Source organism: Microbacterium sp. ZW CA_36 (assembly GCF_044987475.1).
GTDB lineage: Bacteria > Actinomycetota > Actinomycetes > Actinomycetales > Microbacteriaceae > Microbacterium.
On record NZ_JBJDRL010000024.1, the window covers coordinates 54,822 to 63,446 of the forward strand.

The 8,625-nt window shown below is 71.2% G+C and carries 7 protein-coding genes and 1 pseudogene; 6 read left to right on the top strand and 2 right to left on the bottom strand.

Features of this window, described 5'->3' with window-relative positions; translation table 11 throughout:
* Window positions 1-14: 14 nt before the first annotated feature.
* Both ACI3KX_RS12105 and ACI3KX_RS12110 read right to left on the bottom strand, forming a co-directional pair.
* A complete protein-coding gene (locus ACI3KX_RS12105) occupies window positions 15-1,733 on the bottom strand; it encodes a DUF349 domain-containing protein (RefSeq protein ID WP_404909905.1) in 1,719 nt (572 codons plus the stop codon).
* A 109-nt stretch (window positions 1,734-1,842) separates the two neighbouring features.
* Complete coding sequence (locus tag ACI3KX_RS12110; RefSeq protein WP_349427536.1) at window positions 1,843-2,151, bottom strand: dioxygenase; 309 nt, start codon at window positions 2,149-2,151, stop codon at window positions 1,843-1,845.
* A 196-nt stretch (window positions 2,152-2,347) separates the two neighbouring features.
* Here ACI3KX_RS12110 and ACI3KX_RS12115 point away from each other — a divergent pair, with 196 nt between their 5' ends.
* From ACI3KX_RS12115 to ACI3KX_RS12140, 6 genes and pseudogenes are all read left to right on the top strand, one after another.
* Window positions 2,348-3,742, top strand: a complete 1,395-nt coding sequence (locus ACI3KX_RS12115; RefSeq protein ID WP_363357380.1) for a replication-associated recombination protein A — start codon at window positions 2,348-2,350, stop codon at window positions 3,740-3,742.
* Between the two features lie 253 nt (window positions 3,743-3,995).
* Window positions 3,996-4,625 carry a 30S ribosomal protein S4 gene (gene rpsD / locus ACI3KX_RS12120; protein ID WP_141894533.1) on the top strand — a complete coding sequence of 210 codons (630 nt, stop codon included), beginning with the start codon at window positions 3,996-3,998 and terminating at the stop codon, window positions 4,623-4,625.
* Between the two features lie 169 nt (window positions 4,626-4,794).
* On the top strand, window positions 4,795-5,091 hold the full coding sequence (locus ACI3KX_RS12125; RefSeq protein WP_349427538.1) for an ATPase: 297 nt from the start codon (window positions 4,795-4,797) through the stop codon (window positions 5,089-5,091).
* A 97-nt stretch (window positions 5,092-5,188) separates the two neighbouring features.
* The gene (gene alaS / locus ACI3KX_RS12130) at window positions 5,189-7,846 is read left to right on the top strand and encodes an alanine--tRNA ligase (protein ID WP_404909906.1); all 2,658 of its coding nucleotides are present in this window, start codon (window positions 5,189-5,191) and stop codon (window positions 7,844-7,846) included.
* Between the two features lie 13 nt (window positions 7,847-7,859).
* Window positions 7,860-8,327, top strand: coding sequence for a Holliday junction resolvase RuvX (ruvX, locus tag ACI3KX_RS12135; RefSeq protein ID WP_363357382.1), 468 nt, complete (start codon window positions 7,860-7,862; stop codon window positions 8,325-8,327).
* Window positions 8,327-8,625 (top strand): annotated as a pseudogene (locus tag ACI3KX_RS12140) (ABC transporter substrate-binding protein); the annotation flags it as partial. The gene ruvX and the pseudogene ACI3KX_RS12140, both read left to right, overlap by 1 nt.

Consider the following 8,625-nt stretch of genomic DNA (forward strand, 5'->3'; position numbering starts at 1 on the left):
CCTCGAACGACGGCTCAGCCGCCGAGCGCCTTGAGCCACGTACGCCGCGCCTCCAGTGCGTCGGACGCGTTCGCGATCGCCCGCTTGTCGCCCGACTTCTTGGCCGCCTCGAGCTCGTCCTCCAGCTTGCGGATCGCATCCGTCAGCTGGCGGGTCATGTCGTTCGCGCGGGCCTTCTGCTCCGGGTCGTTGCGCTTCCAGTCGGCCTCCTCGCGCGAGCGCAGGGCGTTCTCGATGCGACGCAGCTCGTCGTCGAGCGAGCGCTCGGTGTCGCGCGGGAAGATCCGGCCGACCTCGTCCCAGCGCCGCTGCACGGCCGTCAGGGTCGCACGCGCCTTCGCGATGTCGCGTTCGTCGGCGACGGGCTTCGCCTCCTCGAGAAGCGCCCGCTTCTGCTCGATCTTCTCGCGCGAGGCCTCGAGATCAGCGGTCTCCCGCTCGATCCGTGCGCCGTACAGCGCATCGCCGGCAGCCTTGAACCGCGCCCACAGGGCGTCGTCCACCTTCTTGCCGGCACGACCGGCCGTCTTCCACTCGTCGAGCAGCTCACGGTAGGCGGGGATGCCGTCCTCGCCCTTCGGGGCGAGGGCCTCGGCCCTCTCGACCAGGCGGGTCTTGCGGTCGCGAACGCCCTTGTGCGCCTCGTCCAGCTCGGCGTAGAACGCGCGGCGGTGCTTGTCCACCGTTGCCCGGGCGTCGCGGAATCGCTTCCACAGCTGCTGGGCGGTCGACTTGGGCAGTCGGGGACCGTTCTGCTGCTGCGCCTGCCACTGGTCGAAGAGCGCGTTCAGCTCGGTGGTCGCCTGCTTCCACTGCACGGTGCGCGGGTCGCGGGCGGCCAGGGCCTCGGCCTTCTCGACGAGTTCGGTGCGCGCCTTCACCGCGTCGTCGACGGCCTCGCGGGCGGCGACGGCCTCGGTCTCGGACTCGGCGGCGAGGGTCTTCGTAAGTGCGGCGACGCGAGCGACCAGGCTCGCGAGATCCCCGACGGCCGCGGCATCCTGCAGCTTGCCGTTGATGGTGCGGGCGGTCGAGCGCAGGTCGGAGGCGGATGCCCCGCCGCGGCGGTGGCGCACTTCGAGCAGCGTCACCTCGCTCGCCAGGTCGTTGTACTTGCGCTGGAAGTAGGCGAGCGCCTCTTCGGCCGAGCCGTCGGGGTACTGTCCCACGACCCGCCACCCGTCGGCCTCGCGGACCGAGACGGTGCCGTCGTCGTCGACACGGCCCCACGGTTCACCCGCAGACGCGGCGGCGGCGACGGACGGGACCGTCTCGACGATGACCTCGACGACCTCGACCTCGGTCACGCCGGACTCGTCCACGACCTCGACGACGTCCACCTCGACGACCTCGATGTCGACGACCTCGGGCGCGCCCTCGGCGGCGTCGTCGCCGGCTGCGGGCATCTCGTTCGGGGCCGATTCCTCAGCTGCGGCAGGCTCCGCCACCTCAGTGGGTTCCACCGCGTCAGCCGATTCCTCGGCCGCGGCGGGCTCTTCCACCTCAGCCGGTTCCACCGCGTCAGCGGGCTCCTCGGCCGCGGCGGGCTCGCCGGCGGAGGCTGGATCCTCGACGTCTGTCGGTGCCGCCGCGACATCCGCCTCGGCGGGGGCTGCGGCATCCGCGTTCTCCGCCGTCTCGGCGTCGTCCACGGTGGTCGGGTTCTCGTTGCCGGCGCCTCCGGGGAGCTCGGTGGCGTCGGTCTCGGGCTGGGAGTCTGCTGCGGCAGTCACGGGATGCACCTCATCGCGGCTCGCGCCGTCTGTAGGGAGTAGGACGGCTCACAGCCTAGTACGGGGAAGGCCTCGCCTCCGATGCCGTTGCGGCTCGACAGGGGAGATGTCAGGGGGTCGGCGCCGGCGTCGCGCTCGGCTCCGGCGTCGCGGTCGGCGAGGGGGTCGGCTCCGGCGTCGTCGCCGTGGGAGTCGGAGTAGACGAGGGTGACGGAGCCGGGGCACCCGGACCGGCGACGAAGTACGCCGTCTGCGCGCCGATGAGGCCGAGGACGATGACCCCGCCGAGGATGCCGGCGATCAGATTGTCGCGGGTGCGGCGGCGCGCCTGCCCCTCGTGGAACTGGCGTCGCGCCTCATACAGACGCGCGCGCTCCCGCGCAGCCCGCGCATCACGGTTCTTGCCACCGGTCGCCACGTGACCTCCTCGTTCACCTTGTCTCGGGCGCTTCGCCCTGCCCGCTCGCCCGGTGCCACCGAGGAAGTTCTCGGCGTGCCGGCCGTGCGGCGTGTGCCCTCGGGACGGCGCCCGGGCGGCTTGATCCTACGGGGCGGCACGACGGCGGCCAAACCGCCGCCGATCCGGTGTCGCGGGCGCGGGATAGCCTGGTGACGTGACCAGTCCCACCGCGCTCTTCCAGGGGCTGACGCCCCTGGCCGTGCGCATGCGTCCGACCTCGCTCGACGAGGTGGCAGGGCAGTCGCACCTGCTGCGGCCCGGCTCACCCCTCGTGACGCTCGCCAATCCCGAGGCCGCGGCCCGCGCCGCGACGTCGGTGATCCTCTGGGGGCCGCCGGGAACCGGCAAGACCACGCTCGCGCAGGCCATTGCACGCTCATCGGGCCGGCGCTTCGTCGAGCTGTCCGCGGTCACCGCCGGCGTGCGCGACGTGCGCGAGGTCATGCAGGAGGCGCTCACCCAGCGCGATCTCTACGGGCAGTCCACGATCCTGTTCCTCGACGAGATCCATCGGTTCACCAAGGCGCAGCAGGACGCCCTGCTCCCGGGCGTCGAGAACGGCTGGGTCGTGCTCATCGCAGCGACCACCGAGAATCCGTCGTTCTCGATCATCTCGCCGCTGCTGTCGCGCTCGCTCCTGCTCACGCTCAAGCCCTTGACCGACGACGACCTCCGCATGCTCGTCGACCGGGCGGTCGCCGATCCCCGGGGCCTGTCGGGCGCCGTCGCGCTCGGCGACGAGGCCCGCGACGCGCTCGTGCGCCTCGCCTCGGGCGATGCCCGCCGGGCGCTGACGGCGCTCGAGGCCGCGGCTTCGCTCGCCGTCCCGCCCCAAGACGAGGACGACGACGAGGACGACGAGGCGGGTGGCGAGGCGGGTGGCGACGGCGAGGACGCAGCAGCGGCTGTCCCCGTGATCAGCCCGGAACACGTGGCACAGGCCGTCGACCGTGCGCTGCTGCGCTACGACCGGCAGGGCGACGAGCACTACGACGTGATCAGCGCCTTCATCAAGTCCATCCGCGGCTCTGATGTGGATGCCGCGATGCACTACCTGGCGCGGATGATCGAGGCGGGGGAGGACCCGCGCTTCATCGCCCGGCGCCTCATCATCTCGGCCGCGGAAGACATCGGCCTGGCCGACCCCCAGGCTCTGCCGATCGCGGTGGCGGCAGCCGATGCCGTGCAGCTCATCGGCATGCCCGAGGGCCGCATCCCGCTCGCGGAGGCGACCGCCTATCTGGCGACGACCGCCAAGTCCAACGCCGCGTACCTGGCCATCAACGCGGCGATCGCCGACGTGCGCGCCGGCGGCTTCGGACGCGTGCCGGTGCACCTGCGCGACGCGCATTACGCCGGTGCGAAGCGACTCGGGCACGGCAAGGGGTACGTGTATCCGCACGACGCCGAGATCGGCATCGCCGCGCAGCAGTACCTGCCCGACGAGCTGCGCGGACGCCGGTACTACGAGCCGAAGGCGCTCGGTGCCGAACGCGATCTCCAGGCGCGTCTGGAGAAGATCCGCCGCATCCTCGACGGCGAGCGATGATCGCGTTCCGCATCGGGGCGGATCGCCCGGCAGCGGCTCCCCGCGCGGCCGCTGCCGTCGCCGCGGGGCACTCATAAGAGCAAGGCGCCGGGTCTGGTAAGGTTGAGGGGCTCGAAACGCAGTTTTCGGGCATCCCCTCTCTTCCTGACCTACCTTCCGGCATGCCCCGGCGTGCAGTCCGGACAGGGCGAAGACAGGGCGATACGTCCGCGGGCCGTGAAAGACACGGCCGCGTCATCGAAAGGAACACTTCGTGGCAACGAAGTCCCAGGACCGCCGCAAGGTCCGTCTCTCCCGCGCCCTCGGCGTCGCGCTGACCCCCAAGGCAGCCAAGTACCTCGAGAAGCGCCCCTACGCGCCGGGTGAGCACGGCCGCACCAAGCGCAAGCAGGACAGCGACTACGCCGTCCGCCTCCGCGAGAAGCAGCGTCTGCGCGAGCAGTACGGCATCCGCGAGAAGCAGCTGCGCATCCAGTTCAACGAGGCCCGTCGCACCCAGGGTCTGACCGGTGAGAACCTCGTCGAGCAGCTCGAGATGCGTCTGGACGCCCTCGTGCTGCGTGCCGGCTTCGCCCGCACCACCGCGCAGGCGCGTCAGATGGTCGTGCACCGCCACATCCTCGTGGACGGCCAGCTCGTCGACCGCCCGTCGTTCCGCGTGAAGCCGGGTCAGCTCATCCACGTCAAGGCCAAGAGCGAGGGCATCGAGCCCTTCCAGGTCGCAGCGCTCGGCGGTCACGCCGAGGTCCTGCCGCCCGTTCCGGGCTACCTCGAGGTCGAGCTCGACAAGCTGCAGGCCCGTCTCGTGCGTCGCCCCAAGCGCGCCGAGGTCCCCGTGGTCTGCGACGTCCAGCTCGTCGTCGAGTACTACGCGGCTCGCTGACGCTTCGAGAGATCCAGCGACAGCAGTCGTACGAACGAAGGGCGCCGGGATCTTCCCGGCGCCCTTCGTCGTCCCCGCCTCACCGTCATGGACAGTGGGCGTGCCATGAGCGTTTCGGCATACGATGGTGGGATGCCGCGCCCCGGCGGCCCCGCGAGGAAGTGGTGACATGAAGAACCTCCTGTGGTTCCTGTTCGGCATCGCCGGCGGGTTCGTGCTCGCACACATGATGAACAAGGACCCGCGCGGCCACGAGATCCTCGCCGACGTCGACGCCCGCATCACGGAGTTCACCGATCGCATGGGCGACGCGTACCGCGAGCAGGAAGCCCGGTTCGCGGGTCTGGTCGGCGACGTGCGGGATGCCGCCGCCGATGCGGCGAACTCTGCCCGGGCCGCAGCGTCCGGTGTCGCCGAGAACGTCGCGGACGCCGTCGAAGACGCCGCCGACAAGCTCGCCGACTGACCTCGGGGTCTTCTCCCGCCCGCACGCCCCCGGGCCCGTCGTCAGACGCCCGAACACGCCCGCACACGCACGCCCGCACGCACACGCAAGGACCCGCATGAAGACCGCCGAGATCGCACAGCGCTTCCTCGATTACTTCGAGAAGAACGGCCACACCATCGTCCCGTCGGCATCGCTGGTGACCGATGACCCGGCCCTGCTGTTCACGGTGGCCGGCATGGTGCCGTTCATCCCGTACCTCTCAGGCGACGTCCCCGCGCCGTACGCGCGTGCCGCGGACAACCAGAAGTGCATCCGCACCAACGACATCGAGGAAGTCGGCAAGACCCCGCGTCACGGAACCTTCTTCCAGATGCTGGGCAACTGGTCGTTCGGCGACTACTTCAAGGAAGGCGCGATCCGCTACGCCTGGGATCTGCTGACGAGCCCCGAGGCCGACGGCGGGCTCGGCTTCGACCAGAAGGACCTGTGGGTCACCGTCTACGAAGAGGACGATGAGGCGCACGACCTCTGGCTGAAGCTCACCGACCTGCCCGAGGAGCGCATCCAGCGCCTCGGCAAGGACACGAACTACTGGAGCACCGGCCTTCCGGGCCCTGCAGGACCCTGCTCGGAGATCTTCTTCGACCGCGGTCCGGAGTACGGCATCGACGGCGGCCCCGCCACCGACGACGACCGCTACGTCGAGATCTGGAACCTCGTGTTCATGCAGTACGAGATCACCAACGTGCGCTCGAAGTACGACTTCGACATCGTCGGCGAGTTGCCGAACAAGAACATCGACACCGGCATGGGCCTCGAGCGCATCGCGTTCATCAAGCAGGGCGTCGACAACATGTACGAGACGGACCAGGTGCGTCCGGTTCTCGACAAGGCGGTCGAGCTGTCGGGCCGCACGTACGGCGCGGACCACGAGGACGACGTGCGGTTCCGCGTCGTCGCCGATCACGTCCGCTCGTCGCTCATGCTGATGTCGGACGGCGTCACTCCCGCCAACGACGGCCGCGGCTACATCCTGCGCCGCCTCATGCGCCGCGTGATCCGCTCGATGCGCCTGCTGGGCGTCGACGGGCCGACGTTCAGCGTGCTGTTCGAGGCGTCCCGCGACGCGATGAAGGACGCCTACCCGGTCGTCGATGCCGACTGGGCGCGCATCTCGCAGTACGCCCTCGCGGAGGAGGCGACCTTCCTCCGCACGCTCGCGGCGGGGGAGTCCCTCCTCGACGAGTCGCTCGCCGAGACGAAGGCGACCGGAGGCACCACGCTCACCGGGTCGGAGGCGTTCCTGCTGCACGACACCTATGGCTTCCCGATCGACCTGACGCTCGAGATCGCCGAGGAGGCCGGCCTCAGCGTCGACCGAGCCGCGTTCGACGGCCTCATGCAGGAGCAGCGCGCCCGCGCCAAGGCCGACGCCCGGGCGCGCAAGCGCCAGCTCGCCGACACCAGCGTGTATCGCGATCTGCGCGCGCAGGGCGAGACCGTCTTCACCGGCTACACCGATCTCGAGGCGGAGTCGCAGGTGCTCGGCATCCTCGTCGACGGAGTCTCGGTCGACCGCGCGAGCGTGGGTCAGATCGCCGAGGTGATCCTGGCCGAGACCGCGCTGTACGCCGAGTCCGGCGGCCAGGTCGCCGACAAGGGCGTCATCGTCGGCCCCGGCTACGAGCTCGAGGTGCTCGACGTGCAGAAGCCCGTTCCCGGGCTCATCAGCCACACCGTCGAGGTGTCGACCGGCGAGGTCGGCGTGGGTCAGCCCGCGACGACGGTGGTGGATGCCGCGAACCGCCGCGCCGCCCGACAGGCGCACTCGGCGACGCACCTGGTGCACGCGGCGCTCCGCGACACCCTCGGCAAGACCGCGACGCAGGCCGGTTCGCTGAACCGCGCCGGCTATATGCGCTTCGACTTCTCGTGGGGTCAGGCGCTGTCCGACGCGACCAAGACCGAGATCGAGGAGATCGCCAACAACGCGGTGCGCGACAACCTCGAGGTGACCACGCGGGTGCTGCCGCTCGACGAGGCGAAGTCTCTCGGCGCGATGGCGCTGTTCGGCGAGAAGTACGGCGACACGGTGCGCATGGTCGACATCGGCGGCCCCTGGTCGCGCGAGCTCTGCGCGGGCACGCACGTGTCGGCGAGTGCCGAGATCGGGCTGATCAGCCTGCTTGGCGAGTCGTCGGTCGGAGCGTCGAACCGACGGGTCGAGGCGCTCGTCGGCCTCGATGCGTTCCGCTCGCTGGCGGCCGAGCGCGCCATCGTGTCGCAGCTCACGACGTCGCTGAAGGCGCCGCGCGAGCAGCTGCCGGCGCGCATCGCCGAGCTGCAGGCCAGCCTCAAGGCCGCGGAGAAGAAGATCGCGGCATTCGAGTCCAAGGCGCTCGGCGACCGGCTGCCCGCCCTCGCGGCGGCCGCGACCCGTGTGGGCGACACGCTCGTCGTCGCCGAGTCTCTCGGCACGGCGGCCTCCGCCGACGACGTCCGCTCGCTGGCGCTGCAGGTGCGCGAGCGCTTGACCTCCGACGCCGCCGTCGTCGCGCTCGGCGCCGTGGTCAACGAGCGGCCGGTCGTGATCGTGGCCACCAACGAGGCCGCGCGCACCGCCGGCGCCAAGGCCGGCGTGCTCGCCAAGAGCGCTGCCGGCGTCCTCGGCGGCGGCGGCGGCGGACGCGACGATGTGGCGCAGGGCGGTGGAACGGATGCCGCGGCCCTTGCCGCGGCACTGACCGCCGTGAAGGACGCACTCGGCGCGTGAACGGGCAGTGCCGGTGAGCGGTTTCAGGCGGGGCAGGCGGCTCGGCATCGACGTCGGCAAGGCCCGCGTGGGCGTCGCCACGAGCGATCCCGACGGCCTGCTCGCGACACCGGTCGAGACGGTCCCACGCGACGACGCCTCGGTGGCGCGGATCGTGGCGCTGGCTGATGAGTACTCGGTGGTCGAACTGCTGGTGGGCCTGCCCATGAATCTGCGGGGCGAGGACACCGCTTCCACCCAGGACGCGCGCGACTTCGCCGCCGCCCTGGCAGCGGCATCCGCTTTCCCGGTGCGGCTCGTCGACGAGCGTCTCTCGACCGTCTCGGCGCACGCGGCACTGCGCAGTTCGGGCAGATCACAGCGATCTTCGCGTAGCATCGTTGACCAGGTCGCCGCGGTCGTCCTGCTCCAGCAAGCGCTCGACGTCGAGAAGAGCACCGGACGACCTCCCGGAACCCCCGTCCCCCAGGAGCCCGCCTGATGCCCGACTCATCGCCCGACGGCGAAGCAGTTCCCCCGTCGCGCCGCGCTGCCCGTGAGGCGGCGAAGCGAGCCGCGACGGGTGCGACGCCGACGACACCGGAGATGACGCCCGGGATCGCACCAGCGCCCGCCTCGGCGACTCCGGCACCCGCGGAGCCCGCAGCCACCTGGGAATCGCTCATCACCGGCGCCACTCCCGTCGTCGGGAGCGGTTCCACTCCGCCCGCGCCGGCGTCCGCGCCCGCGCCGGCCACGCCCGCGTCCCCGGAGGCGCCCGCCGCCACCGAGGAGCCCGC

Bases quoted from the DNA above. Each gene is read 5' to 3' on its own strand.
- ACI3KX_RS12125 (WP_349427538.1), top strand. From the start codon at position 4,795: ATGAAGAACCTCCTGTGGTTCCTGTTCGGCATCGCCGGCGGGTTCGTG.
- alaS (WP_404909906.1), top strand. From the start codon at position 5,189: ATGAAGACCGCCGAGATCGCACAGCGCTTCCTCGATTACTTCGAGAAG.